The organism is Paenibacillus sp. FSL W8-0426 (genome assembly GCF_037969725.1).
Classification (GTDB): domain Bacteria; phylum Bacillota; class Bacilli; order Paenibacillales; family Paenibacillaceae; genus Paenibacillus; species Paenibacillus hubeiensis.
The window spans coordinates 6,400,272-6,424,809 of record NZ_CP150203.1 but is presented as its reverse complement, the minus strand read 5'-3'; the positions used below and the strand labels follow the sequence as shown (position 1 = coordinate 6,424,809).

Genomic DNA, 24,538 nt, shown 5'->3' with positions numbered 1-24,538 from the left:
GTATAGTTGCGGCTAGCAAGCGCAGAGGCCAAAGTAAGATGGGTGGAGCGCAAAGTATATGTCGCAAAGTATAAGTAGAGTTATGTTAGAAGCAATGGCAAGTGAGGCGCTCGCGGCCTTCCCGCGGATAATATGGCAAACAAACGTTGTTATATCCTTATCCCTCATTCGCATAAACAGCATGTAACCATGCCGCATCAAACGAAAAAAAAGGCGTTCTCGGTCATCTCATGACCAGGAACGCCTTTTTGGATGGCTTAATCAGCTAACAAATGGCAGGCTGACAACCAAATGAATTGAGTCGCACAAAACGAAAACGATGTCTCCGGCCTCAGTTGCAGGGGCAGACATTCATTTCATCGTCTATATAAGGTTGTATCATGTTAGGGAGCCTCAAGGGAGAATTACTAGTACTTTATTTGTCGCATTCTAGCAATCTCTCATTCCCTTATCTCTCAGTCGCGCCTCCATCAGTCCATCAGCTCCAGGCATCGACAGGCTGCTCACGGTATCTCTCGTTATAGACCCGGGCTACAGACTCGGCCAAGCCCCCGCGCGCTTTCCCGGGATAACGTTCGAGAGTTTGGTACAGCCTCATGAACCGATCCTTGGGAATGAAGCGGGCATAGCGGGTAATGAGGCTTGGGAACAGCTCGATGTATTTGCTTTTGCGCACGGCGGCGGCAACGACGGCGGTCAATATTTGGATGCCGTTGTGCAGCTGCAAAATTTGGACCTCGTAGTTCGCGACATAACGAATGGCGTCTTCCCGGATCAGCTCCGGCTTCAGCCTGGCAATCTCGCCGATGTATTCGGCGAGCAGGCGCTCGAAGCTGCCGAGCAGCAGCGGCCGCAGCTGCAGGTCCATGTCGCTGCGCAGCACGAACGATTGCAGGAGCGCCACCTGCTGCAGGCGAATGCGGTCATTGTAGACGAGCGAGCCGATCTCGCGCAGCATTTCGTATGCGAGGACTTCGTCCTCCTTGCGCGCTTCGGCCACGAGCGCCCAATTGCGGTTGATGCCTTGGCGGATCGCTTCACGATCCTCCTGCAGCGTTCGTTTCATTTGGCGCAATTGCTCCGTAAGGAACGAGCGTTTATGCATAAAAGCGAGCAAGCCGAGCAGCAGCAGCGTTACCGAGGCTGCGAGCATCGATTGATCCAACGATTCGCCCAAATAAACGGCGGCGCCGCCGAGCAGCGTTGTCAGCACGATGTCGCGAGCGATGCGGCGTTTTACTTTGGAAGCGGCCCGCTGCTGTACGGATACGAGTGCGCTGCGTCCGCAGGAGGAGCATTCGTTTTCCCAGAGGCAGGTATACGTCCCGCAGCGCTTGCATATCCGCAACTTTTCAAAGGCATACGTCGTTCGTATAAAAGGTCTGATCGAAACCACTTGTTTGGTACCCATGCTCAATCACGCTCACCGTTCAAAATAGTATAAAGAGTGCGGTCCGAATCCTCGCGGGTCACCGGTTTGCGGCGATGCACCAACAGCTTGACCCAGCGGATCAGGACAAAAAGAAACAATATGGCGAGGCATACGTATGTAACCATAATCCGTCCCTTTCAAGGTTTGATGTGATTATAACAAGCACAGCAATCATTGCGAACCGACGGGAATAACTATATCATATTTCCATAGTTGGGCTTTACTTCCCGAAACAGGTGCTTGTTCTTGTCGATTTTTGCCAATCATGACAAAATTGTAACTCAGTATAGGGGGGCTTTTCAGAATTTATTAGCATGCTGTTAAGATTTCCTTAAGGCTTGAGGCCTATAATAAACTATTCCCATTTCAATCTCAAACGTGAAGGAGTACACCCATGGTGCAGAAAAGCAAAATGCGTTGGCTCGGCGGAGCAGTTGCCCTGCTGGTCATCATCACGCTGCTGCTGCCTCAGGCACTGCTGCCCCAAGCGGCCGCTGCCCAGGCGCAGACGAGCGGAATCGACGCGGTGCTTGTAGCCGACGTAAGCAACTCGATGAATACGAGCGATCGCGACAAAATCAGCAATGAAGCCATGAAAATGTTTATCGATATGCTCCCGGCTCAGGGAGACAAGGTAGGAATTGTTGCATATACGGATCAGATCGAGCGGGAGAAAGCCTTGCTTGAAATTCAGTCCGATGCGGACAAAGACAGCCTGAAAACGTTCATCGACCAGCTGGGGCGAGGGCCTTACACGGATATTTCCGTCGGCATGAGCGAAGCCGTCAACATTTTGGAACATGGCGCGGATGCGAGTCACTCTCCGATGATCGTATTGCTGGCCGATGGCAACAACGATTTCAATAAATCCGGCAGCCGCACGCAGTCGCAGTCGGATGCCGACCTGGCCGCTGCCGTTAAGGAAGCGCAGAACAAAGGCATTCCGGTTTACACGATCGGACTGAATGCCGACGGCAAGCTCAACCGGGCAGCTCTCGCCGATTTGGCCAAGCAGACCGGAGGCAAGTCGTTCATTACCGATACGCCGGATGATCTGCCGCAGATTTTAAGCGAAATTTTTGCGGACCATGCCAAGCTGAACGTGGTCAAGCTGCCATCGGTGACGGGAAACGGCAGTTATCAGGATGTTACCGTAAACGTCCCGAATGACAGCGTGCTGGAGGCCAACGTTTCCATCATGTCGTCCAAGCCTGTCGAAATTCAATTGGCCGATCCTTCGGGCAAAGCCGTGGATTTGAATTCGGATGAGGCCAAGTTGTCCACGTCGAAAAGTTATTCTTTGTTGAAACTGCTCAAACCGCAGGAAGGGGACTGGAAGCTGCGCGTCAAAGGCGCGCCGAAGGACAGCATCGACATCAACCTGCTGTTCAACTACGATCTGCAGCTCGTCGCGGACCCGATTAAGACCAAGTCCTATGCCAAGGGCGACACCGTCGAATTGGCTGCTAGATTGGAAAACGGCGGACAGCCGTTGCAGGACAACGATCTTTATGCCGACATGACGGCGACGTTGGTCGTCAAGGATACGAATACGGGCAAAACGGCGGAGCAGCCGCTCGAAAACACGGGCAGCGGGTTCGCCGGGACATTCGAAGTGCCGGACAACCATAATTATGAGCTGGTGATCCGTGCCGAAGAAGACAGCTTCTACAGGGAGAGCGCCCCGATCGTCGTCAATGCCGGGGGAACGGGCGCAAGCGGCGGAAAACAGCCGACGACTTCGAGTCCCGAAACAGACAAGCCTTTTCCATGGATACCCGTTATCATCGGTGCATTGGCGCTGATCGCCGTTGCGGTCGGGGGCTGGTTCCTGATGGGCTGGCTGAAACGCAAAAACCGCGGCTTCGTCGGCCAGATGGTCATCGAGATCCGCGATGAGAACACCGGGGACAAATCTTACCCGCAATACAAAAAGCTGATGACTTTCCGGGGGCGGTTCCACCTGCATCAACTGCTGCAGCTCGACCCCGAATTGAAAGAAACGGAGAAATATATATTCACCCCTGGCAACGGGGACCGCATCATTTTGCGCAACACGGCAGGAGGCACGCTGGAGAAATCCGGACGCGCCGTCGATGCAAGCTCAGGCGTTGAACTGAAGAACGGCGACCGGCTGAGCATCCCGCTGCAACAGGCGGACAAAACGATTTTGATCGAATATTTGGTGTGATCATCATCCATCATCCGGCATCCATGATGCCCATGCATAGGGAGGACATGAAATGAAACCAATCGTGAGAGAGCATATCCAGCAATTGGACGTATCGCTTGGCGGGGGAATCGTCAGCGAAAAGATCAGGGTCGATACGATCGACAACCCGATTCTGATCATCGGTCTTGGCGGTACGGGAATCGATGCGCTGCTGCGTTTGAAATATCAGATTAACCGCAGGTTCAAGCTGCCGCAGGACCCGGTATCCAAAAAGAAAATGGAAAAGCCGGCCAATGTTGAATTTTTGGCTTTTGAAACGAACGAGCAGGACCGCGCCAAACGGTACAAAGGAATCGGGCTGGACCCGATCAACGAATTCGTGCTGCTGTCCAATGCCGAGATCGGCGGATTGCTGCAGAACCGCAGCGTGCTGGAGCCGTACATTACGGACTGGCTGTCGCCGGAGCTCAGCATTACGGACGGCATGAACGGGGCCGCAGGCGTTCGCCAGGCCGGCCGGCTGCTGCTGTTCACCAAGATCAACCAGGTCGTGCAGGCGATCGACAAAAAAATCAAAACGTTGTCCGTGGGCACGAACAAAAAGCTGATGGTGTTTCTGCTGACAGGGCTGTCTGGCGGAACGGGCAGCGGATGTTTTCTGGACATCTCCTACATCGTGCGCGGCATCATCGAGCGCGACCACGGTTCGGCGGGCATCGACCGCGTCAATACGCTCGGTTACCTGTTCACCCCTGACGTGAACCTGTCCAACAAAAGCCTCAGCGAACATACGAGAGAGTATATCCGCAAGAACGGCTACGCTGCGCTGAAGGAACTGGATTACTGGATGAACGTGGACAGCCGCGGCGAGCGGTTCACGCAAAAGTACGGCAACATTTTGACGGTCAATTCGCCGCTTCCGCCTTTTAATCTATGCCATCTGATCTCGGCTACGAACACGGAGGGCAAGCTGCTGGAAAACGCGTACGACTACTGCATGAACGTGACCGCAGAGAACATCACCAACTTCATGGCGAGCGAGGAGAAACAGTCTGGGGAAGAATTCGCGATCCATGACTATATCAGCAACATTCGCACCAACATCGCGCAGATGAACAAAGTGTACCCGGCCAACTACGATTACAACATCATCGGCGCTTCTTCGGCCGTATTGCCGATCGAAGAGATGACGACGTATCTGGCCTATCGCATGTTCGATAAAATGAGCACCATGTTCTCGAAGGCTCCGAACCAGGAGGATACCGAGAAGTTTGCCCGCAAGCTGGGCATCGATCTCGAAAGCGTCGTTAAAGCATTTGAATCGCGCGTGCCCGAACCGCTGCCGGGGTATCAGAACAGCGAGCGCCTGTCCTATAACAATGTAATCAAACATCAGGTGGTCAACATGGACACCGAGCTGGAGCAGAACTTCCTGTCGCGTGCACGCGAGGAATACATCAAAGCGAAGAAGCAGCTGCCCGGCGAAATCGTGGGACAATTTACCGACCAGATCCGCCGCATGTTTTTGCATCCGGAACAGGGGCCTTTCTATGTATCCCGCCTGATCTATACCGAGAAAGGCTTCTGCGTGCTGAAGATGATCCAGTCCTACATCGAAACGCTGCGCGAGAATGCCTTCCGCATCCCGCGCGATATCGAGGCGGCGCAGGAGCAATGCGAAGAGAAGCTGGGTGACGCCAAGAGCGCTTTTGTATCGAAAGAAAAGAAAAAGAATGCGTATATCGAAGCAAAAATCCATGAGTACTGGCTGCACGCCGATGTGGAGCGCAACGATCAGTTGATCGAATTCTACGAAGATCTGTACGAATTGCTGAACCGCGAGAACTCCCGCATTTACAACGTGTTCACCGAAACGCTCAATGCCCTCAGTTCGATCTTTGCCAAGAACGGCGATATTCTCACGCGCGGCGAGGAACAGATCGACCACAAAGGCAACAAAACGTATTATTGGAACGTTGTTAGCGTGCCGGATATCGTGAGCCTCGTGGACAGCATGCTGGACAAGCGCGATACCGATGACCTGATCCGCGACTTCTCGCGCGAGCTGCTGGACAATTCAAGCCAGTGGGTGCAGGAGAACGAAATCGACATCGTCAGCTCCATCTCCGACTTCCTGACCGAGAAATTCGGCGACCTGATCACCCGTTCCATGGAAGACTTCCTGGTCATCAAATACGGCAAGGACGAGTCGGTCGAGAAGTTTGTGGAACGCCACATCGCAGGCAAGCTGGATGATGAGGCCGTGCCGGTATTCAATCTGAGCAACAGCACGGGCAGCCTGCATTTCCCATCCTGGGGCTTCGTGTCGGTGCCTGCGCAGGCGCCCGGTATTCTCAAAGGGATCCGCAACTATCAGAACAACGCGGTCGGCAAATCCCACTTTACCGTCAAGGAGAGCGAGGTGCGCAACCGGATTTTCTGGCTCAACACCCGGAACGGGGTACCGCTCTTCGTCTATACCCCGCTGAAAGTTTACGAAGAGAGCTACGAGCGCACGATTCTGGACAAAGAGGGAATCGGTCGCCATCTGGTGCAGACCGAGAAAAACAACTGGACCTACCTGCCATCGCCGATTCCGGAGAAATCATGGGGCGATGTGTATGAGAATGCCCGCGTTAAACAGTACAACGCCCGCGTTCGCGCCGAATTCGACCAAGCGCTTGGGTACCGGATCATCACGGCCAAAACGCAAGATGAGAACACCAGCAGCCGCTATGCCGTGGTGACCACAGAACCGTTCGACTTGAATGCGAAGCTGGCCGGTTATGACATGCGTTTGACGTCCTCTGCGCCAAATCTGGGCGAGGTAAAGCGGGCTTCGACCGACCTGAAGCGCCTGCTTGCAGAAGGATTGCCGCGCGTTGGCACGAAGGACATTTTCGGCAGCATCAACGAAGAGATGGCCAAAGAAAACCTGGTCCGCTCGCCGCAGCTCATTGTTCGCGTGCGCGAAGAGCTGGCGAAGATGGAGGCCATCTCGGCCAAAGTCGCCGAACTGGAAAGCATCCTTTCCCAGCATCAGGACGAGGAACAGTGGTATGACCGCTTCATCGAGGCGCTCTACACGGATACGATCGTCAAAAAAGGCGCGCTGTACGTGTACGACCGCGATCCCGAGGAAGACGCGTGGGAGCCGTTCGCCAACCTGATGAAGAGCCGCAACTATGCGGAATACGAGGTGTTCGGCAACTTCCGCGCCTTGTCGGAGAAGGACCGGAACACGCTGCTGCGCAAAGCGTCCCGCCGCGACAACGAATTGACCGCGTCCGAAGACATCGCCCCATTGCTTGCGAAGTTGGACGATCTGGCCACATTGTATATGGAAGCCCGCGATCAGCTCGAGTACGAGCGGGTGGAGCTGGCCAACGGGGAGGAACTCTACCAATTCTACAGAACGATGTCGGCCAAGCTGAACGACATCCGCAGAAGGCTGAAGTAAGATGGCGGCCGTGATCAAACGCAAGCTTGAACAATTCGCTGCTTCATATGCAGCGGAGCAGGAGCGGCAGGGCAGTCTGGCCGATGGCCGCAGCAGCATTCATTACCCGGCCCTGTTCCTGTTCGTGGGCGATTCCGTTTCGCCTGCGTTGCCTGCGGTGAGAGCCATCAATCGCGTCAAATGGGACAACGGCGACGGCGTTGCGTATTTGCAGGTCGGTACAGACCATCAGGGCGGGACGGATGCTGGCGGCAAGCAAGAGGAACATGAACCTGGGGTATATGGGGCCCATGAGCGGTATGGTGCCGGTGGTGCTGGTTTCGGAGAGTTGGGCAAGTCCGAAGTCTTCGAGGATGGCCAGGTCATCCGTTATGCTCTGCCTTTGAACGTGAATACCGGGCAATCCTCCAAAACGCTGCGCCGGGATGTGCATCGCGCGTTCCATGCATCGAACGGGGCGCTCGCCGGGCTTAACCGGACGCTGCGAAAGGTTAGCAACCGGATTGCCGAGTTCGGCAGGCTGTACTCTTCGTTCGATCGGATCTACGTGACGGTCATTACGCGGGCGGACGACCCGCTGAACGTGCTGCTGCCCGAGTTGGTGAAGCTGACGGAGACGATTCTGGGCCAGTCGTTCAAGTCCGTGCAGACCGATCTGCACGTGCTGGTGAGCGAAATGGAACAGGTCGAATCCTACGGCTACGCCAGCGCGGCAAGCCTCGCCTTTTTGCGTGAACTGGATTACATGCAGTCGTCCGAATTTGCGTACAGCGGCAACCTTCTGGTCACGGAGGACGGCATATCGATCCCTGTCGTTCATCCCGCTTCGCCGTTATTTGACCTGGTGTATGTCTTGTCGGACAAAAACGAGCGCGGCACCGGCGTGCCGGGCGGGTGGATCGACAACGCAGAGATGATCTGCCGCATCTGCCTGTTGAAAAACCGGAAGCAGGATGCAGACAACCCTGGCGGAAAGAATGCTTACAATAACACGTCTTTCAAAAACAACATCCGCACCGCGACCGCCCGCCACGGCTATGCGAGCGCGGGTTTCGCCGAAGTGCGGCGGCCGAATAAACCGATTGCTTTAGCGGTGCTGTATCACTTGTACCGCTATCTGCTCGGCCGTATGCGGCAGGAGCCGGATTGGAGCATGAAGGAAAAGCTGGCTTTCTTCGGCGCGGATGCGGCGGCGCTGGAACGCAAAACGCTCGGTATGCTGCCGGGGGAAGACCTGATCGAAGGCATGAGCGGCATCATGACCCATAATGTCGGTTTCTCGGACCTGAAGCCGCTCTCCCTCCGCGAGGCGGAAAAGGCGCTTTATGGTCAGGGAGCGGAGGCGTACTTCCGGGAAAACGTGGCGAGGCCCGCCGAGGAACGGGTGCGGCAGCGGGGCAAGGAAGGCTCCCTGCTTCGCCAGGCCGAAGCGTCCCGGTCCGAACATCCGGACATCGGGTACTTCCAGTGGGCGTCCTGGAGCGGAAGCGGCGAAGGCAGCGTTCGCGAAGCGCTGCTGGCGCTGATCCGGGACAAGTCGCTGCAATTGGATGCGGCCAGAGCCTTGCTGGAACAGCGACAACAGGAGCGCGTCGAAGATCAGCCGTTCAAACGGGCTCTTTTCCGCGACAAGCAGAATGTCCGCAATCTGATCGATTGCTTGCTGGAGAAGGTGTATCTTCCCAAGATCGAGCTTCTGCGGCTGGAAAGCGAGCTGCAGCTTTTGCGGATGTACGACGCGGAGATGGAGCAGCTGCATGCGTTCAGCCGCAGCGTGACGGAACGACTGGCGCAGCTGGAAGCAGGGCTGCGGGATGCAGCCGAGGAAAGTGCAGCCGCGGCCGACGATTACATCGGCCAGAACGTTATGGAATACTACGGCAAAGTAACGGAAGCCCTCGTCGCCGAGCTGGAAGCAAGCCGGGGGCGGGACATTTGGTTTGAAGATCGCTATATGGGCGACATGAACAAACTTGCTGCGGAAGGCAATGAAGCGGTTTTGGAGCGGCTGATGGCGGTATCCCGTACGCTGCTGCTTTCGGCAGAGCCTTTGCGCATGCCGTTCGAAGAGGAGCTGCTGCAGCGGGCCAACGTCACGATTGCCTACGGGGACAAAAACGTGCTGACCCGCGACGACTTGTTCCTCAAGTTGTATCGCACGCTGGAGGATCAGGCCGTGATCCGGGTGCGCGTGTTCGATTACACGCAGGAGCATCGGTACGAAGAGAAGTATTTCTTCGGTGATTCGAACAGCGCCTTTATGGACTACGCGGCTCATGCCGAAGAAACGTCCCGCATTTACAAGCTGGGCGTGGTGTATGAAGAACGCAGCAGCGGCGTGGAAAAGCTGAACCTGATGGGCGGATTTCATTTGGAGGACCTGATGGTCTACCGCAATGCGAGGGTCTACTACGATTCCTATGCAGCAAACGGGTACGAGCTTCATCCGGACGGTTTGGCCGATAAGTTGGAGCCTCTTCATTGAAGCCTTCGGCTTGCCTGTCCGAAGCCGTCATCGATGGTGAGCAGAACGGATCGCGCGGAAACATGCACACAGCCGGTTCAAGCGGCCATCGTCAATTTTCCGGTCCTCAGGGCCGGTATCGGAAAGGATGCATGTGAACATGCAGCGAAAAATCAATCTTCTCCTGGTTCTGTTCAGCCTCATTGGCGGGGCTGTCGGATTTGCGGCAGGGGAACTCATGCTTCACGAGTGGCTTGGGGAGATGCCCCGCCTGCTGCTGATGGGTCTGTACTTTGGCGTACTGGCGCTCAGCGTAGGGCTGTTCTGCCTGCTGGCCGAGATGATCTCGCCAAGGCTGAACGGAGCATCGTGGAAACTGAGATACATGAGCCTGTCCTGGAAATTGCTTGTTCCGGCTACGCTGGCACTGTTGTTCGTCGTCGGCCTGGTACTGCAATTGCTGTACCAGATCAATCCGGGCGGGGCCAAGCAGGTCAAGGATATCGTGCTGATGATCGACAACTCGGGCAGCATGTCGGACACGGACCCGAACAACGGGCGTTTCGAAGCGGCGAAAACGTTGATTGCGCAGATGGACAGCGACAAACAGGTTGCCGTCATCACGTTCGACGACGAGCCTCAGTTACTGCAGCCTTTCATTCAGATGGATAGCGAAGCCGCCAAAAACGAAGTGTACGACAAGATCGATGGCATCGTGACCACCTCGGGCGGGACCAACTTCGAGGCGGCGTTAACCGAGGCGATGGAGCAAGTGCGCAGCAAGCAGGACCCAAGCCGGGGAACGGTAGCCATCCTGTTGTCCGACGGTTTCAGCGAAGTAAATCAGTCAGGCGTTCTGGCGGACTACGTGCAGGAGCAGATTGCCGTGAATACGGTCGGACTGAGCCTGGTCGACCCGTCAGGGACCGATCTTCTGAGGAGCATCGCTCAGCAGACTGGCGGCTTGTACTACGATGTTCCAGATGCGGGCGGATTGCAGCTGGCATTCCAGCAGATCTACGATACGATCGACGAACGGACGCTGGTAACAGAGCGAACGGGCATGATGCAGCATAGCACGTATTTGGCCATTTTCCGCGTGGCGGCATTGCTGCTGATCGGGGCAGCGCTGGGCGTTTCGCTCGGGCTTGTGTTCGATAACCGCCACCTGGCCATGAATTTCGGGATTGGCGGGGCCGTGTCCGGCCTGCTTGCCGGCCTGCTGCTGGAATGGGGCATCGACGGTTCGGCCATTGGCGATCCGCTTACGCGTTTTGCAGCGCTGCTCATCCTGTCCGGCGTACTCACCTTGTTTACCTGGATCATTCCGGTCAGGGAGAACACGGTGCGCAAGAAGCGCGGCCGTTCGGACGGCGGCGGGCGAAGCAACGCCGCAGAGGGCTTCGCGCAAAGACCGCGAGATACGCGCAGCAAGGGATTTTAAACATCGGGAGGTCATCGGATCATGCGAGTTATGGATACGGACGCATCGGGACCGGCCATTCGCAAGTTGACCCTTGCGATGGACGAAGACCATTGCACGCTTCGCTGGTTGTGGCCGGAAGGCATCGAAGCCGTGTATGTTGAAAGATCGGAGCTGGAGCTGGTCAGCAAAGACCATGTCGGGGGTGAAACGACGCAGGGTAAGCTCAAGCTGTACACAAGAGAGGAATATAAAGCAAGCAACGGATACGTGGATCGGATCACGGGGTTCGGCGCTATTCGCTACACGGTCCATGCCTGCGGCATGGACGAGGACGGCCCGGTGCTGCTCCGTCAGCAGGATGGAGACAATACCGTGCTCGCAAGCAGCCGCAAGGCGGATATCCGCTTTTCGATCCGATATAAAAAAGGCTTGTTCCAGAAACGGAAAAGCGTGTGGATGACCGTTACGGCCGAGGTCCCCGTGCCGAAGGAGGCGCTCTGCTATGTGCGAAAGCCAGGCGGCGTGCCGTTGAACAAGGAGGACGGGACGGTGTACCCGTTCCTCAGCGACTTTGCGCCGGGACGAACCGAATTGCCGGCCGTCGAGGTGGCCAAGGACGATTACGTCCGCTTGTTTTTTACGGACGGTCCGAAGTACGGTGCGGTGTACCGGCTTATATCCGATTAGCATTGCATGTTTCGAAGAAGAGAGCGGTTTGGGACGCATTCGAGGTTGATGTAATCAGCACTTTCGGCCGAACTTATATACATCGGAATGAATTTTTACCATTTTGACGTTTCAAGCAATAGGCATCATCTTTTTGCGCTGATCAGGGAAGGGGGAGAGACTATGAGTTTTTTTAGCCGGTTTTTGAAAAGGCAGCAGCCGGAGGAACGTCCGTTGTTTTACGATATCGTCTGTCCGTATTGCTTCAGCAAATTTTCGCCGGAAGAGGTCGTGTTCCGGGCCGCGCATCATCGCGACGACGATGAAGATTATGCGCTTGGGGAAGACGCCAAGCTGAATCGCTACCGCGAACGTTTTGGATTGGATACCGTATTCGAAATGGAGGCCGTATTGGCCCCCCATGACGTGCCGGAAGAGCATCGCATTTACTCGGATAACATCATCATGGGCTTGAATGATCGTTACGGCGTGGTAACGAGACGCAGGCTATGCCCGCAGTGTCACAATGAGCTGCCGGTGACGGCAGGCAAAGCGCCAAGCAACATTATTTCCATTATCGGCGCGTCGCAGGTCGGCAAGTCGGTCTACATGACGTCACTGATCCATACGCTCCAGCACTACACGGCAGACCATTTCGATGCCGCGTGCATGCCGCTGAATGCGGAGATCAGCCGCAGGTTCCGCGCCGACTACGAAGAGCCGTTGTTTGAACGCGGGGACCTGCTTGATTCGACGCAGAAGGAGAAGCTGCAGGAGCCGTTCATTTTCCAATTCGTCTTCAAGGACGAGGACAAGGCTCCGCTGACGCTGGTATTCTTCGACGTGGCCGGCGAAGGCATGGTGGAGCAGGACTATCTCGGTTTGCACGGGCAGCACATCAAAAATTCCGCTGGCATCCTGTTCATGGTAGATCCGCTTCAGATTCGTTCCATCCGGGACAAGATCCGCATTAATCTCGGCAACGAGCCGGGCGAATGGACGCCAAGATACGACGAGCCGCGCGACGTGGTGCTGACGCTGTTCGGCGATTTCATCGCGTACCAGGACAAGGCCAAAACCGATATCCCGACGGCCGTCGTGTTGACCAAAAGCGATATGCTGCATTCCCTCAAGGACGAGGATGGCGATTATATCAAATCGAACAGCAACGTGTTCCGCAACATGGTGCACCGCGACTATTTCAACCTGACCGAGTTCGAGAACATCGACGGAGAGATCCGCCGCTTCGTGGAGAAGGTGGACCGGCCGTTCAAAGGCACGATGGACGTGTATTTCAAAAATACGGCCTATTTCGCCGTTTCCGCATTGGGCAGCAATCCGGTCAACATGAAACTGCAGGGCGTCGTCAGTCCGATCCGCGTGGACGAGCCGTTCCTGTGGCTGTTGTACAAGCTGAAGTATATTGAGGGGAGAGTGGAATGATGCCTTCTTCCCAAACCCCGCCGATCGAACAGCAGATGTACACGAGGGAGCGGAGAGGGGTGTTTCGCACCACGGAAGGATTCGATACGGTTGCGGCATCGCCGGGATTGGACCCTGCTTACATCAAAAAAGTGCTTCATCCTTACTGCGTCTACGACGCTCCCGCTGAACTGACGGGCCGGGGAGAGAAGGACGGCAGCAAGTTTCCGCCGTCCATCCACCTGGTCCGCCTAGAGAACGGTGAGACGCTCCTCGGGCAGAACGTCTACCAGGCTGCCGATTTTACCGGCCTGCGCAGCGCTTTTTTTGCCCATAACTATGTCCTGCCTGCCGTCCGCGCGGAGCAGCAGATGAAACAGGGCGGTTGGCTGGACACTGCCTTCGCCACGTCATATGACATCGAGCAAGGCACAATATTGCCTTCGCTGGACGCTTTGCCTGCAGCCCCATCATTGTCTGCCGAAGAGGGCTCTCCGTCTCCTGAAGCGGTTCTGGAGTCGCTGAAGATGAGCGAAGCGCTGTTCAAGCGTATGCTGTACGCCGTCATGCAGGCGGTGGCGACGCGCCGCAAAGTATACGTAGCACTGGATTTGCCTGCCGAAGAGATAACGGACGGCGCCCGGAAGCTGCTGCGTTTGCTGTATGCTGCTTTGCCGTATGCTTACCGCAGGCAGCTGGGATTCATGACGTACGCGAAGGAACCACAGGCGAAGAAAGGCATCCATCTGCAGTTCGTGGAACGGGGCACGCTTCGTCCGAAGGATCGCAATACGGAGAAGGACTTTACGTTCGATTTGATGTCCGGCAGGGTGACCCATGCCGACCTGTCGACAGCCCAACTGCCGTACATGACCTATGCTTGGTCATTGCTCCAGCCGGAAGGGAGAGCAGCCGCGGAAGGCTTTTATACGTTCGCGGACGAAATGCTCGCCAACATGGAGCCTGGCCGCGAGCTGTCGATTGAGGCTTATGGCGAATTAGCGCAATTTTACCGGCTTGAACAGGGCATCGATTCCCTGGATGTGCTGGATAACAAGAGCGGCGTGCTGGGCGGGTTGCTCACGTATCTGAAACCTGAAGGCGGGACGCTGCAGCGTGCGCGGCTCAATGAACTGTTTCTGGCGCTTCTCGGCCGCGAGCTGGACGGCGTCAAACGGGAACAGGTTCCCGAGGAAGCGGTCGCTGCGCGGATCGGCGAATATTTCAGCATTGCTTCTCAAGCGGTCCAGTCGCGCATCGTCGACTATTTCGTATACGGCATCAACAACGCCCGTGGGCGCAAACGTATGCGCGCCGTCCAAGAGCTATATGCCTTGCTGGATCGTGAACCGGGTCTGCATATGGCTTTTTTCGGGAAGGTGCTGGGTAATCCGTCGCTATCGAAGCTGTTGTTCGAGCCCTATTTGGAACAACAGTTGAAACGGGCCGAGACGGCTGCAGATACTACAAAGGTCTTCCAGCGCTGGGTAACAGAGCACCCTGCAGCCGTTCACGACGGCTTCTTGCTGGAGCGGACTGCCGAGGAACTGCGTGAGCGTCTGTTTTCGGCACCTGATCCGGTCGAGGCTGCAAATGAAGCGCTGAAGCAGGTCAGTTTGCTGGACCGCATGCCAAAGGCCGCAGCCGGTTCAGCCATCACCGCCAAAATCGGTCAATCCGAGGCGCGGACCCAAGGATTTGCAAGTCGGGGCAGCTTGTCCGAACGAGCAGCGCCGCCCGATTATCAGGAGCAATTGACCCGGTTGGCAGATAAGCTGGCTTATGTCATTAATCTTTTCCTCATTCAGGATCTCGATTTGGGCCGGGTCGCCAGGGAGCAGCTGCTGAGCATTGATATTCTGCTGCACGAGAACGAAGTGCGGGATTGGGCTGCGAGACAGGGAGCCGACGTAACGGCCCGCATCAATGTCATGCTGGCTGCGAGAGCTTGGCTAAGCGGAGAGGATCAGGACGAGGCGAGGCTGGAGTCCCTCTCTTTGGCGGAGCGGAACGAAATGCAGCGTTGGACGCGCGGCTGGTTGGCCGCCGAAATGCGGCAGCAGCCGGGAAGCAAGTCTTTTGAGGCGCTGCCCCTTGCCTTTTATCGGGGAGGCAACGGGAGCAGGCTGGACTATGCCGGACTGCTGGATTTCGTCCGCAGCCATGTCGGCAGCAAGGACGTGTTATACCAATTCATGGAATGGTCGGGACGCCAGCGGCTCTTCATGCGAGGGCAGCAAGCAGCCAAGGCCTACTCGGATGCGGTCGTGGATTATTTCAAAACCCATGATCGGGATGCCTTCAAATCGAAATCTGCCTTCAAGCCGTATTATGCAAGGGCAGACAGGACCATGAAACCGACGTATGACCGGGCCAAATCGGAGCTCGCCTCCCCGCTGGTTCGCATACTGACAGGCAAGAGAAAGAACCTGTTCTTGGCATCGTTCATCGTCATTCTGGTTGCCGGCATTGCGGGAGCAGCCTTGGCATGGATGGGCAAAGATTCGGAAGCGCCGGCGGCTTCTCCGCCGTCCGTGCAGGAGCCCGATGTTACGAGCGAGCCGGAAGTGCAGCTGCCCGAGCAGGTGGCCTATGTTATTCCGGGCGGCTCCGGCGGGAGTGCGGAAGCCTCGTCGCAATTGGTAATCCGTTTCCGCACGGAGACAGGCGGGGATACGCTGCAGTCCGATTCGCTGGAGTTGAACATGAAGGATGGCAGCGTAGAGGAACTTGATGCTGCCGGAGCGTGGGAGAGCCTAACCACGAAAGGGCAGCCAGAGGGTTCAACTGCAGGCGACGGTGCGGCTGGTTCTTCAGTTGACCCATCCGGGAATGACGATACCCATGACAGTTCCGAAGGATCGACCAATGAAGGCAGCGGTGTACAGAGTGAGAGCTCTGCACCAGATCTGAGTCAAGGAGAAGAGAATGGTGCCTCATCGCCCGATTCGTCCTCAACCCAGTCTCCTGACGCATCGTCGCGTGGGACAGACGGACAGGCTGGAGAAAACGGAACGAGTGCTGGCACAGGTTCAACGAATGGCACGTCAGATCAGCAGTCGGCAATAGACGGTTCAACGGGATCGAGTGCCCCCTCTTTGGAGAACCTGACGGAAGCGGACATGGATCGGCTTTATCCGTTCGGCCAGAAGGTGCGCATTCCCGAGGGAATCGAGGCAGCGAACATTGCCAGCGTGCAAAGCGGCGCGCTTGTGATTAACCTGATCCCTGAACCCAAGTTGTAGCTCGGTAACAGACCCATTTCAGGGAAAAGCATATCAACAAAACAAGGGTGAGAGAAGCCAGTGTATGGACTCTCGCCTTTTTTTCGTAGGTTTGGCCGAAATTCCATGAATTCGTAATGGCCTGAAGAGCATATATAATGTCGTTGCAGCGATCTGATTGGAGATGTATCCGGCGCGGTACGGTCTTGGGAAGCTGGCACAGCAGCATTCATCAGCAGGCATCTTTTGTGCGATTTACTGAAATACGGTCTTCCAATGAGATGTATTTCCTTTCGAAATATGTCCATCTTGCAAAATACTGCATTCCATACCCAATGAATTTGCGAAATGGTGTTGACAAATGATAATGATTATCAGTATCTTTAGATATAGGAACTTTTTGAACTTGCTGAGTCGGTAATCTTTTCATACAACCAATACGTTATTGTTGCCATAACCGGAAGTACATACCCGGATAAATGAGAGAGGGATGATCGCATGTTTCGTCTGGAGACGTCCAAGCTGGATATCGCTTATGAAGAAAGACTGATTGTTGAGGACCTGAATATTCAAATCCCCCAAGGCCAGATCACGGCCCTTGTCGGAGCCAACGGCTCGGGGAAATCGACAATCCTGAAAACGATGGCACGCATCATGAATCCAAAGGGCGGACAGGTGCTGCTCGACGGAAAGTCCATTCATAAGCAATCTACGCGCGAGGTAGCCAAACAGCTTGCGATCTTGCCGCAAAACCCTACTGCACCGGAAGGGCTGACCGTAACCGAGCTTGTTTCTTATGGCCGCTTCCCGTATCAAAAAGGTTTCGGATCGATGCGTCCCGAGGACAAGCGCATGATCGAATGGGCCATCGAAGTGACGGGCATGAACGAATTTCATGATCGCCCGATCGATCAGTTGTCCGGAGGACAGCGCCAACGTGCATGGATTGCGATGGCTCTTGCTCAGGAAACGGATATCCTGTTCCTTGACGAACCGACGACATTCCTTGATATGGCCCACCAGCTGGAGGTGCTTCAATTGCTGGAGATGCTGAATACGACCGCCAATCGTACCATCGTCATGGTCGTACATGATCTGAACCATGCCTCCCGTTATGCCCATCACATGATTGGCATCAAGAAAGGCAAAGCGGTGGCTACAGGCTCGCCTGTTGAAGTCATGAACCCCGACGTGCTGCGCGAAGTGTTCAACATTGAAGCAGATATCGTTATAGACCCGCGCTCGGGCGTTCCGTTGTGCTTGCCGTACGCGCTTGCCGGAGCACGCCAACAAGTATCCGAACAGCCGGTTGCGAATGAATCGATGCTGCATGTAGCAGGAAGAACGGAACAGCGCATTCGCACCGCTGCGGGAAGTTAGACATTTCAACGCCTGTAATGGGCGAATCATAATAAGGGCCGTTGTGCTGCATGCACACGGCTCATTTTCGCGTTATGCAGGATTAGGGTTCGCCAGCGTACATTTCTAGAGAGCTGGCATCAGGGTATGTCGGATATGTACGTTTGAAACAAGTAACTTGTTAATTCTGGATCTACAGCGATACATAATTTCGTATGGGAGGGTTTTCGATCATGGGAGCGATCAATTACGATTGGCTGCAGCAGTATGGCCGAATTGCAGTGACATCGTTGGAGCAGCCAGTCTGGAGCATGCCCCTGGCCGCGTTGAAAGATCCTGTTCAAGCCAGGCAAATGCTGGCCGAGTTCAACAAACACCTTCGTGCCGACTCGCTGCGTTCGGCGGCCGTTTATTTCACGCATTCGCTGCGGGGGCTTGTGCTTGGGATCCACTACATGACAGCCGTATGCGATGCGCGGCTCGACATTTCGCTGGACAATATCGAATTGCAGCTTGAAGTGAAGAACGACCGTGTGGCAGCAAGTTTCCTCCTTAGGGATGCGACAGAGCGTCCGCATGTTCAACAGGCAGCCGAGGGAGATGAACCCCGGAATCGAGCATGTGCCCACTCCTCATGGCGAAACGAGGTGCTTACGGCATACTACGGCGAGCAGCTGCGTCCGATGATTGAAGGAGTGGCAGCAGCCGGAGGGGCCAAACCGGGCCAAATGTGGTCGCAGCTGGCGGGCATTCTGAGATGGTTCACAACGGCAGTGCAGCAGATGCCCATTGAACAGGCGGAACGCGAAGCGGTCATCAAAGGATACGAGCATGTGATCAGCATGCCTCCGGACGTGTTGGGGCTGAAAAGAAACCTCCTGTCCTTCAAGCCGGTGGAGGTTGCGAATCCCTACCAGCCCGGGCAGACCCTGCTGATGAAGCCCGCCTGCTGTTTGCATCATGTCGTCTATGACGGACAGGATTATTGCTACACCTGTCCGAAGCTGAGCAAGGCGGAGCGGCAGGAACGTTACGAAGCGATCCTCGCGGCGAATAAGTAATAAGGGTACCGTTTTCGCAGATTTGGTATTGGGCAGGGACAGGTTTATAATGGAAATATCGGCTGTATCGCCAGCGCATCGTTCGTGAACCTTGCGGGAGGCACAGCCTTTGAAACCTACAAAAGCATGGGAGGAATCGGTCATGTCCGTATATTCGTACAAAGCGGTAACTACCGCCAATCAAGACGTGTCGCTCGATCAATATAAAGGCAAAGTGCTGCTCATCGCCAACACGGCCAGCCAATGCGGGCTGACGCCGCAATACGGCGAATTGCAAAAGCTATATGATCGTTACCGCGATCAGGGCCTTGTCGTGCTCGGGTTTCCCTGCAATCAGTTCGGTGGCCAAGAACCGGGGAGCAGCGAGGAGGCAGCATCGTTCTGCCAGCTGAACTACGGCGTGAATTTCCCGGTATTCGCCAAGGTGGAAGTGAACGGTGAAGGCGCCGACCCGTTGTTCCAATATCTTCGCGAGCAGCAGCCGGGTGAGGGAGAGAGCAATGAAATCCAGTGGAATTTCACGAAGTTTCTCGTGAACCGAAGCGGTGAAGTGGTGGCACGTTACGAGCCGAAGGAATCGCCTGAGGCGATGACGGCCGAAATTGAGCAATTGCTCGGTTAAGGGTTAAACCTGAATATTACGCAAAAACCTGTCCCCGGAAGTCTCCGGTGACAGGTTTTTTTGTGAACGTGGCGGAATGGTTCGCAGTTTTCGGCAAAACTGCCGTACCAAAGCGGATTGGGTCATGCCGCAGCAGACCTAGGGGAGCGGCTGCCTCAATGTATAATATCCTTGCTCGGAGGCCAGTTTAAGCAGATTGCGAGCATAGTTTCCGGCCCAGGAATAGCCGTGCCTGCGCTCCTCGCTGATCTCCAGAATGTCCATGTATTTCAACCCGTCCCGGTCCGCAAAAAAAGGAACATCCTCATCCACGTTATAGAAACGGTACCAGATGACGCTGCCCGGATCAGGCTCGAAATACACCGGTCCCTGGCGGTTGTATTTGGTTCCATTTTCCCGAACGGTATCGAACCAACGAAGCGCGCTTTGCGCGGCCTTTTTGATCTCGGGCGTTTGCGGCCTGGACATGAGGAAGGCGGTAATGCCTACCGATTCCGATCCCGATTTGGAGGCCAGTTCATAAGCCCTCCCCGGCAGCGGGGTAAAGGTTACCGGATCGTGTTGGGCGCACCAGACGGTAGGCACGCCGTTGTTGACGATTTGCGCTTTCAGCGTGTAGTCGATGCCTTTGTTCAGGGCCTTTTTCAATCGTGCACGATCCTGTTCATTCAGAATGTCGTTATTGAAGCCTTCGCGCCGTTCAATCATATCGTCAATAAGGACCATGGTGCGCACCATCGCGTTGTCGTTGTATGTAACGGCATCCGAGTAGTTTCCGCGTTTGGGGTACACTTGCGGCCAGCCTCCTGATGGATATTGCGAAACCAGAATGAAATGGACGGCTTTGCGGATACTGTCCTTGAAGACCGGATTGCCCGTTTGATCGTACATATGGGCCAGGAAACGGATTTCCGTGACGGTTGCATCATTATCGAACGTGCCCAGCTCAACGCCATTCGGGTCCTTCCAATCCGAGCGCGCGGTTTTGCCATCCCAACGGGCTTTGTATTTTTCTTCCATCGCTTTGAAAAAGCCGCCATGAGGCATCTGCCACGAAACGATATTGAGCGCATAGGCCGTGTCCTTAGCCAGATCTCCCGTTGCAAAAGCGCTGTAATCCCTGAACCTCTGCAAAATGGAGGATACATCCGCCCCCACAGGCGCAGTGGCGGAGATGACCTCGGTCTTAATCGTAACCGGTGCAGAATCGGCGTTAACCGGCGAAACGGCCAGAGCACTTGCAGTGACCATGGCAATGGAGGTGGCAGCCGGGATGAATCGAAGCAGGGCGGACCATGAAATTTTTTTCAAAAGATAAGCCTCCTTGTTGGGAATATTGGGAGTTTAATCATAGTTAATCCATTATAAGGATCATCTATATTAATGATTGTAAGCGTTTTCCATCATAAAAATGACACCCTGTTATAAATTTGTGACAATTTTTCAAATGCCTCGAAGGGGGCGTTCGAAAGAAAAATCTGCGGAAAAGAAACCTGTCTCAAACCCAAGCGTGGCAAAGCATAAATTGTCTTAAAGCAGGGGAAAATGTAATGTCAGTAAAGGGGAAGGCGAACCACAGCCGAGAGAGGAAACTTTAAATTTGTACAATTTTTTTGTAGAACCTATTGCAATGTGAAAAATGTCACATTATAATAAGGGCATAAAGTGAAATTAATCACAAAAGGACGTACGCTACAAAGTGAATGATTTCACATATCTAATTATCGTTTATTTATCCGCTGTTTTTAATCATATGCCCAACTCTCAAGGAGGAATTCATCATGAAAATCGCAGTCATCGGATGTACACATGCAGGAACCGCAGCCATCGTCAACACAGCCAAATTGTATCCGGAAGCCACCATCACGGTTTATGAACGCAATGACAACATCTCTTTCTTGTCCTGCGGGATTGCCCTTTACGTGGGCGGCGTAGTCAAAGATCCCGACGGCTTGTTCTATTCCTCGCCCGACCAACTGGCCAGCCTTGGCGTGGTCACCAAAATGCTGCACGAAGTGACTGCGGTGGATGCCGACAACCATACGCTGCGGGCGAAAAACCTGAAAACCGGCGAAGAGTTCGAAGACACGTTCGATAAATTGATCGTAACGACCGGTTCTTGGCCAGTCATTCCGAAGCTGGACGGCATCGAGATGGATAACATCCTGCTCTGCAAAAACTACAACCACTCGAACACGATCATTGAAAAGGCAAAAGAGGCCAAACGCATTACCGTGGTTGGTGCAGGCTACATCGGGGTGGAGCTTGTCGAGGCCTTCCAAATGAACGGCAAAGAAGTCACACTGATCGACAGCGTGGATCGCATCCTGAACAAATACCTGGATCGTGAATTCACGGATGCCATCGAAGATACGCTGACTGGACGCGGCATCAAGCTTGCTCTTGGCCAAACGGTACAGAAATTTGAAGGCGAGAATGGCAAAGTAACCAAAGTCATCACGTCCAAAGGAGAGATCGAAACCGATCTGGTCATTCTGTGCATCGGCTTCCGTCCAAATACGGGACTGCTGAAAGGTCAAGTCGACATGCTTCCGAACGGAGCAATCATCGTGAACAAATACATGCAAACCAGCCACAAAGACGTTTTCGCCGCAGGCGACAGCTGTGCGATCCATTACAATCCGACAGGCAAAGCAGCCTACATTCCGCTTGCGACCAACGCGGTGCGCATGGGTACGCTCGTGGCACGCAACCTTGTTCGTCCGACAACGCCTTACCTCGGAACCCAAGGCACATCGGGCATCAAAATTTATGAGCAAAACATTGCCGGTACGGGACTTACCGAAACATCGGCAGCCGATGAAGGTTTGGTTGTCGAAGCGGTAACCCTGGAAGACAGCTATCGTCCGGAGTTCATGCCGACTGCCGAGAAACTGCTGCTCAAGGTGGTGTATGAACAAGCTACACGCCGCATCGTCGGGGCGCAGGTGATGTCGCAGGCGGATCTGACCCAGTCGATCAATACGATCTCGGTTTGCATCCAGAACAACATGACGGTGGATGAGCTGGCGTTCATCGACTTCTTCTTCCAACCGCATTACAACAAACCGTGGAACTTCCTGAACTCGGCGGGACTCCAAGCTCTGCCCCCTGTGGAAGTGAAAGCACCGGCAATGGTTTAACTCTTTATATATGTAAAGTCGATATTTAAACAGCAGCAGGTTGGCGGAGATCCGTCAGCCTGCTGTTTTTTTGGTGATTACAGGTTGTCCGCATGCTGCGGCGATCTGCCGCTTAACTTCAAATGTATGAAATTCTCTTCACGCAGAACAGTCACGCTAAAGTTCTCACTCTTTTTCACTTCACGATAATACTCGTCATAGCTCTGAAAATGAAATTGATAACCCATTTTGACCACAGAGCCGTAGAGGGAACAGACGATTTCCCGGTCTTTCACGAAAATGATCTGTTGGATCGCTTCATCGTCCGATTCATAAACGTGATCGCTTTCGAAGCCGATGGCCGAAGTGATTTCTTCTTTGGAGGTATAGGGAGAAAATGAATACATGGCATCCCAGTCAAACGGAATGATTGCGTTCAGCGCATATTCCCCGTCATCCATAGAGTGGATCATGTCTTCGAACGCGTTTAGATGCTGTTGTGCAAGAGAAGGCTGAACTTTGTTCAAATGAAGAATGCATCCAGGCAAAATGCTAAGTACAAGAATAAGCGCAGCCCATGCTCCTTTTCGTAAATCCAATATGACAAAGCCCCTCTCCAGTAAGGTTTCTCTTCATCTTACCGCAATTTTATGGAAAGGAACATGTTCAACATTATCGCTAATACGGGTATTGTGATTATTTGCACAAAGTTTTGCCGCCTGGCGAGATACAATGAAAATATGAAGTTGAACGGTGAAAAGAAAAGACCTTTGTCAGGGCGATTCATCACACAGTAAGAGGAGGATGCGTTATGGCGGCAAAAACACCTCTTGAGGTTGCACAATATACGGCGCAGACCGGGATGAAAAAAGCGCAAAGTCCGGTATCCACCGTGTTGGTGCTCGGTTTTCTGGCCGGAGCGTTTATCGCGCTCGGCTTTTTGCTGGATATTCGGGTCATTGCCTCTGCTCCGGCGGAGTGGGGAAGCATCGCCAATTTTATCGGGGCCGCAGTGTTCCCGGTGGGGCTGATCATGGTTTTGGTCGGGGGCGGCGAGCTGCTGACAGGCAACATGATGGCCGTACCGCTGGCGGCAGTGACACGCAAAATTACGCCAGGCAGCATGTTCAAAAACCTGCTGCTGGTGACGCTCGGCAATTTGTTGGGCGCGCTGTTCGTTGCGTATTTCTTCGGCCACGTACTGGGATTGACCGGCGACGGAGCATACTTGACCAAATTGGTCGATATGGCGGGGCATAAGCTGCATGACGGTTTCCTGCAGGCCTTCATCTCCGGCATCGGCTGCAACTGGCTGGTGGCGATGGCGGTATGGTTGTCCTATGCAGCCGACACGATGAGCGGCAAGGTGCTGGGCATCTGGTTTCCGACGATGGCTTTCGTGGCCATCGGCTTCCAGCACGTTGTGGCCAACATGTTCCTGATTCCGGCGGCCATTTTCGAAGGGCACTATTCGTGGGGCGAGTTCTTTATGAATGTTGTGCCCGTATGGTTGGGGAATCTGACGGGAGGCGCGCTCTTTGTGGCGGGGGCGTACTACCTGGCGTATATGCGCACAGCCAAACCGGAGGCGGCCGCAGCGGAAGGGGCGCAGCCGAAGGCGGAGACAAGAGCGGTATGGAGCAAGCAGGCATAATGCCAGCGATGGAGGAATCCAACGTGATCCGACGCGTAACGAACCTGAGGCATCTTATAATGGCTCATTTCCGCATTGTTCAGCGCTAACGAATCCTACGCACGCTATTTTACCGAAAAAGGGGAATTGGGCGGCCTTGCGCTAACTATAACGTGTCTGAGGTTCGTTACCGATGCTGAACGGTCAAATCAACCCGAATAAGGTGTGTGAGGTTCGGAAGCCGCGAGAGGTTATAACGTAACGTGAAGAGGACCGTTTTATACTCATAACGAAACAAGTGCAGGGACGCCTGCACTTGTTTTTTTACCATTTTAAAAATGTAAACCGCAGAAAAGTAAATTCGCCATGAAGAGGTTCGGGGGAACGAAACCTGTCCATGGCGAATTTCGGGAGTGGTCCATGATATGGCATAAGGAGGAAGTGGGGAAACACTAACCTGATGCCTTGCTTATA

Annotated in this window: 16 protein-coding genes; 12 read left to right on the top strand and 4 right to left on the bottom strand. The window is 54.5% G+C overall.

What is annotated here, in order from left to right:
* Positions 1-478: 478 nt before the first annotated feature.
* Positions 479-1,411: a hypothetical protein gene (locus MKY59_RS29045; RefSeq protein WP_339275039.1), complete on the bottom strand. Its 933-nt coding sequence runs from the start codon at positions 1,409-1,411 to the stop codon at positions 479-481.
* Between the two features lie 2 nt (positions 1,412-1,413).
* Complete coding sequence (locus MKY59_RS29040) at positions 1,414-1,557, bottom strand: hypothetical protein (RefSeq protein ID WP_236413145.1); 144 nt, start codon at positions 1,555-1,557, stop codon at positions 1,414-1,416.
* A gap of 269 nt (positions 1,558-1,826) precedes the next feature.
* Here MKY59_RS29040 and MKY59_RS29035 point away from each other — a divergent pair, with 269 nt between their 5' ends.
* From MKY59_RS29035 to MKY59_RS28990, 10 genes are all read left to right on the top strand, one after another.
* Positions 1,827-3,623, top strand: a complete 1,797-nt coding sequence (locus MKY59_RS29035) for a vWA domain-containing protein (RefSeq protein ID WP_339275038.1) — start codon at positions 1,827-1,829, stop codon at positions 3,621-3,623.
* Between the two features lie 52 nt (positions 3,624-3,675).
* Positions 3,676-7,065 carry a tubulin-like doman-containing protein gene (locus MKY59_RS29030; RefSeq protein ID WP_339275037.1) on the top strand — a complete coding sequence of 1,130 codons (3,390 nt, stop codon included), beginning with the start codon at positions 3,676-3,678 and terminating at the stop codon, positions 7,063-7,065.
* A 1-nt stretch (position 7,066) separates the two neighbouring features.
* A complete protein-coding gene (locus tag MKY59_RS29025; protein ID WP_339275035.1) occupies positions 7,067-9,550 on the top strand; it encodes a transcription initiation factor TFIID in 2,484 nt (827 codons plus the stop codon).
* Between the two features lie 139 nt (positions 9,551-9,689).
* A complete protein-coding gene (locus MKY59_RS29020; RefSeq protein WP_339275034.1) occupies positions 9,690-10,973 on the top strand; it encodes a vWA domain-containing protein in 1,284 nt (427 codons plus the stop codon).
* 21 nt (positions 10,974-10,994) lie between these two features.
* A complete protein-coding gene (locus tag MKY59_RS29015; protein WP_339275032.1) occupies positions 10,995-11,642 on the top strand; it encodes a beta-mannanase in 648 nt (215 codons plus the stop codon).
* Positions 11,643-11,804: 162 nt separating this feature from the next.
* Positions 11,805-13,064, top strand: coding sequence for a hypothetical protein (locus MKY59_RS29010; RefSeq protein ID WP_236413133.1), 1,260 nt, complete (start codon positions 11,805-11,807; stop codon positions 13,062-13,064).
* On the top strand, positions 13,061-16,288 hold the full coding sequence (locus MKY59_RS29005; RefSeq protein WP_339275030.1) for a hypothetical protein: 3,228 nt from the start codon (positions 13,061-13,063) through the stop codon (positions 16,286-16,288). The genes MKY59_RS29010 and MKY59_RS29005 overlap by 4 nt, the downstream gene beginning before the upstream one ends.
* A gap of 477 nt (positions 16,289-16,765) precedes the next feature.
* Positions 16,766-17,647, top strand: coding sequence for an ABC transporter ATP-binding protein (locus MKY59_RS29000; protein WP_339275028.1), 882 nt, complete (start codon positions 16,766-16,768; stop codon positions 17,645-17,647).
* Positions 17,648-17,859: 212 nt separating this feature from the next.
* Positions 17,860-18,687, top strand: coding sequence for a ferric iron reductase (locus tag MKY59_RS28995; RefSeq protein WP_339275026.1), 828 nt, complete (start codon positions 17,860-17,862; stop codon positions 18,685-18,687).
* 142 nt (positions 18,688-18,829) lie between these two features.
* Positions 18,830-19,309 carry a glutathione peroxidase gene (locus MKY59_RS28990; protein ID WP_236413720.1) on the top strand — a complete coding sequence of 160 codons (480 nt, stop codon included), beginning with the start codon at positions 18,830-18,832 and terminating at the stop codon, positions 19,307-19,309.
* 138 nt (positions 19,310-19,447) lie between these two features.
* On the opposite strand, the gene pelA is transcribed toward MKY59_RS28990, so the two are convergent.
* Entirely contained in the window at positions 19,448-20,620 is a 1,173-nt protein-coding gene (gene pelA / locus MKY59_RS28985; protein WP_339275025.1) for a pectate lyase, read from the bottom strand.
* A 470-nt stretch (positions 20,621-21,090) separates the two neighbouring features.
* Between pelA and MKY59_RS28980 the strand changes: the two genes are divergently transcribed.
* Complete coding sequence (locus MKY59_RS28980; RefSeq protein WP_339275024.1) at positions 21,091-22,452, top strand: FAD-dependent oxidoreductase; 1,362 nt, start codon at positions 21,091-21,093, stop codon at positions 22,450-22,452.
* A 77-nt stretch (positions 22,453-22,529) separates the two neighbouring features.
* On the opposite strand, the gene MKY59_RS28975 is transcribed toward MKY59_RS28980, so the two are convergent.
* Complete coding sequence (locus MKY59_RS28975) at positions 22,530-23,030, bottom strand: hypothetical protein (protein WP_236413122.1); 501 nt, start codon at positions 23,028-23,030, stop codon at positions 22,530-22,532.
* Between the two features lie 212 nt (positions 23,031-23,242).
* Here MKY59_RS28975 and MKY59_RS28970 point away from each other — a divergent pair, with 212 nt between their 5' ends.
* Positions 23,243-24,085 (top strand): formate/nitrite transporter family protein, encoded by an 843-nt coding sequence (locus MKY59_RS28970; protein ID WP_339275021.1) that lies wholly within the window; start codon positions 23,243-23,245, stop codon positions 24,083-24,085.
* Positions 24,086-24,538 lie beyond the last annotated feature (453 nt).

What these genes read in the sequence shown, in the direction of transcription:
- MKY59_RS28995 (WP_339275026.1), top strand. Translation starts at nt 17,860, where the DNA reads ATGGGAGCGATCAATTACGATTGGCTGCAGCAGTATGGCCGAATTGCA.
- MKY59_RS29015 (WP_339275032.1), top strand. Translation starts at nt 10,995, where the DNA reads ATGCGAGTTATGGATACGGACGCATCGGGACCGGCCATTCGCAAGTTG.
- MKY59_RS29030 (WP_339275037.1), top strand. Translation starts at nt 3,676, where the DNA reads ATGAAACCAATCGTGAGAGAGCATATCCAGCAATTGGACGTATCGCTT.
- MKY59_RS29035 (WP_339275038.1), top strand. Translation starts at nt 1,827, where the DNA reads ATGGTGCAGAAAAGCAAAATGCGTTGGCTCGGCGGAGCAGTTGCCCTG.
- MKY59_RS29005 (WP_339275030.1), top strand. Translation starts at nt 13,061, where the DNA reads ATGATGCCTTCTTCCCAAACCCCGCCGATCGAACAGCAGATGTACACG.
- MKY59_RS29000 (WP_339275028.1), top strand. Translation starts at nt 16,766, where the DNA reads ATGTTTCGTCTGGAGACGTCCAAGCTGGATATCGCTTATGAAGAAAGA.
- MKY59_RS28980 (WP_339275024.1), top strand. Translation starts at nt 21,091, where the DNA reads ATGAAAATCGCAGTCATCGGATGTACACATGCAGGAACCGCAGCCATC.
- MKY59_RS29045 (WP_339275039.1), bottom strand. Translation starts at nt 1,411, where the DNA reads ATGGGTACCAAACAAGTGGTTTCGATCAGACCTTTTATACGAACGACG.
- MKY59_RS29010 (WP_236413133.1), top strand. Translation starts at nt 11,805, where the DNA reads ATGAGTTTTTTTAGCCGGTTTTTGAAAAGGCAGCAGCCGGAGGAACGT.
- MKY59_RS28990 (WP_236413720.1), top strand. Translation starts at nt 18,830, where the DNA reads ATGTCCGTATATTCGTACAAAGCGGTAACTACCGCCAATCAAGACGTG.
- MKY59_RS29020 (WP_339275034.1), top strand. Translation starts at nt 9,690, where the DNA reads ATGCAGCGAAAAATCAATCTTCTCCTGGTTCTGTTCAGCCTCATTGGC.
- MKY59_RS28970 (WP_339275021.1), top strand. Translation starts at nt 23,243, where the DNA reads ATGGCGGCAAAAACACCTCTTGAGGTTGCACAATATACGGCGCAGACC.
- MKY59_RS29025 (WP_339275035.1), top strand. Translation starts at nt 7,067, where the DNA reads ATGGCGGCCGTGATCAAACGCAAGCTTGAACAATTCGCTGCTTCATAT.
- MKY59_RS29040 (WP_236413145.1), bottom strand. Translation starts at nt 1,557, where the DNA reads ATGGTTACATACGTATGCCTCGCCATATTGTTTCTTTTTGTCCTGATC.